We start from the raw sequence: 2,721 nt of genomic DNA on the forward strand, positions 1-2,721 counted from the left end.
CCCGGCTGCTCCACGGCGGCAAGGCGCTGTCCCAGACCGGCGGCCACGGCGACCTGCGCCCGCTCGGCGACGACTCGCTGCCCTGCTGCGAGTCCCGCCCCAACTTCGGCCGGATCGCCGACGGCGTGGACGCCGTGCGGGCCGCCGCCCGTGACGAGTTCCGCAAGGGCGCCCGCCACCTGAAGGTCCTGCTCTCCGGAGGCGTCGCCTCCCCGCACGACGAGATCGACGCCGTCCAGTACAGCGAGGAGGAGATCCGCGCGGCCGTCGAGGAGGCGGAGAACCACAACCGCTACGTCACCGTGCACGCCTACCACCCGCGCGCGATCGACCGGGCCCTGCGCGCCGGCGTGCGCTGCGTCGAGCACGGCAACCTGCTGGACGACACGACGATCGCCCTGCTGCTGGAGAAGGACGCCTTTCTGGTGCCCACCCTGGTCGCCTACGAGCAGACCGCGAAGCTCGGCGCCCGCTCCGGCCTGCCGCCGGCCTCGATCGGCAAGCTGGCGCAGGTGCGCGAGCACGGCCTGGCCGCCCTGGAGCGGGCCCACCACGCGGGCGTCAACCTCGTGTACGGCAGCGACCTGCTCGGCCCGCTGCACCCGGCGCAGCTGGAGGAGTTCACGATCCGCGCCGAGGTGCAGCCGCCCGCGGACGTCCTGCGCTCGGCGACCACGACGGCGGCCCGGCTGCTCGGCATGGCGGGGGAGATCGGCACCCTGGCCCCGGGCGCGCACGCCGACCTGCTCGTCGTCGACGGCGACCCCCTGGCGGACCTCACCGTGCTGACCCGCCCGGAGCGCCACCTGAGGCACGTGATCAAGGCCGGCGAACCCGTCTGACAAAAGCGAGGGCGGGCGCTCGGAATCCCGAACGCCCGCCCCTCTGAAGCAACTTGCCTACTTGTTCCCACGCTTCGCGAGGAAGGCCTCGACCTCGTCCCGGATCTCCGGCGTGTCCAGCCCGCGCACGGTCATCGTCGTGCGGCGGCGCAGCACGTCGTCCGCCGTGTACGCCCACTCGTTCTCGGCGGCGTAGGCGACCTGGGCCCACACGTCCGGGCCGTCCTCGTGGATCGGCCGGCCGAGCTCCGGGTTCTCGTCGATCATGCGGGCGATGTCGAAGGACAGGGTGCCGTAGTGGCTGGCGAGGTGCTTGGCCACCAGCGGCTCCATGCGCGAGCCGGGCTCACGGTCGATCAGCAGGCGGTGCGCGACGGCGTTCGGCGCGCCGACGCCCGGCAGCGGGACGGTCGGGGCGATCGGGGACATGTCCTCGGCGAGGCCGGTGCCGGGCACGTGGGCCAGCTTCTCCAGCACGGCGCGGCCGATGTGCCGGTAGGTGGTCCACTTGCCGCCGGAGACCGACAGCATGCCGCCGCGGCCCTCGGTGACGACGGTCTCGCGCTTGGCGGCGGCGGTGTCGCCGGGGCCGCCGGGCAGGACGCGCAGGCCCGCGAAGGAGTAGGTGATCAGGTCGCGGTCGAGGTGCTCGTCGCGGATCGCGTGTGCGGCCTCGCCCATGATCTGGTCGATGTCGGCCTGGGTGGCGCGGACGTCCTTCGGGTCGCCGGTGTACTCCTCGTCGGTGGTCCCGAGCAGGACGTGGTCCTCCCACGGGATGGCGAAGGAGACGCGGTACTTGTCGATCGGGATGGTCAGCGCGGCGCGCCACGGCGAGCGGCGCTTGACGACGACGTGCGCGCCCTTGGAGAGGCGGATCGACGGCGCGGCGCCGGAGTCCTCCATGGTGCGCAGGTGGTCGACCCACGGGCCGGTGGCGTTGAGCACCAGGCGGGCGTTGACGCCGAACTCGCTGCCGTCGAGGCGGTCGCGCACCTCGGCGCCGGTGACCCGGCCGGCGGTGAAGCGCAGGCCGGTGACCTCGGCGTGGTTGAGCACGACGGCGCCGGCGTCGACCGCGGCGCGGACGGTCATCACGGCGACGCGCGAGTCGTTCATCTGGTGGTCGCCGTAGACGGCCACCGAGCGCAGGCCCTCGGTGCGCAGCGCCGGTACCTGCTGGGCGGCGTGGGCGGCGGTGGAGACGCGGCCCATGCCGTCGCGGAAGGCGGACAGCGCGGAGTACAGGAACACGCCGGCGCCGAGCTTGGCCGCGCCGTGCGGGCCGCCCTTGTAGACCGGGACGAAGAAGGTCAGCGGGTTGACGAGGTGCGGGGCCACGTCGGTGGAGAGCGCGCGGCGCTCCTTGTGGTTCTCCGCGACCAGCTTGACCGCGCCGGTCTGCAGGTAGCGCAGGCCGCCGTGGACGAGCTTGGAGGAGGCGCTGGAGGTGGCGCCGGCGAAGTCGCCGGCGTCGACCATGGCGACCTTCAGGCCGGCCTGGGACGCGGTCCAGGCGACGGCCGTGCCGAGGATGCCGCCCCCGATCACCAGCAGGTCGTAGGTGGCCTTGCCGAGCAGCTCGCGGGTCTCGGCGCGGGAGGCGGTGCGGCCGGCGGTGCGCTCGGCGCCCAGGGTCGGGATGGTTGCCATGGTGGTTGTGTACGGCGCGCTGGTCGGGCTGCGCCGTTACTCCTCTCGTGTGCTGTGCGGCCCCTGCGGAGAGGCCGGTCGGCCCGTTGCGGCGGGCCGATAAAAACGCGATGACACCAGCTGTTCGGACAGCGGGCGGGCGGGGGGGGGCGGGGGGGCCGGGCGGGGGGGGGGGAGGTGGTGGGCGAGGTCGGCGAGGATCGGTGGGCGAGGTCGGCGAGGATCG

2 protein-coding genes are annotated in these 2,721 nt (G+C 73.9%); one reads left to right on the plus strand and one right to left on the minus strand.

Annotated features, from left to right (window positions below; translation table 11 throughout):
• Positions 1 to 842, plus strand: an 842-nt coding sequence (locus tag AB0O00_RS34770) for an amidohydrolase family protein (protein ID WP_363658668.1), incomplete at its 5' end; no start/stop codon positions are given.
• Between the two features lie 57 nt (positions 843 to 899).
• Here the strand turns inward: AB0O00_RS34770 and AB0O00_RS34775 are convergent.
• Positions 900 to 2,495 (minus strand): glycerol-3-phosphate dehydrogenase/oxidase, encoded by a 1,596-nt coding sequence (locus AB0O00_RS34775; protein WP_363658670.1) that lies wholly within the window; start codon positions 2,493 to 2,495, stop codon positions 900 to 902.
• Between the last annotated feature and the right edge of the window lie 226 nt (positions 2,496 to 2,721).

It is taken from the genome of Kitasatospora sp. NPDC093558 (genome assembly GCF_040683475.1).
Taxonomy (GTDB): Bacteria; Actinomycetota; Actinomycetes; order Streptomycetales; family Streptomycetaceae; genus Kitasatospora.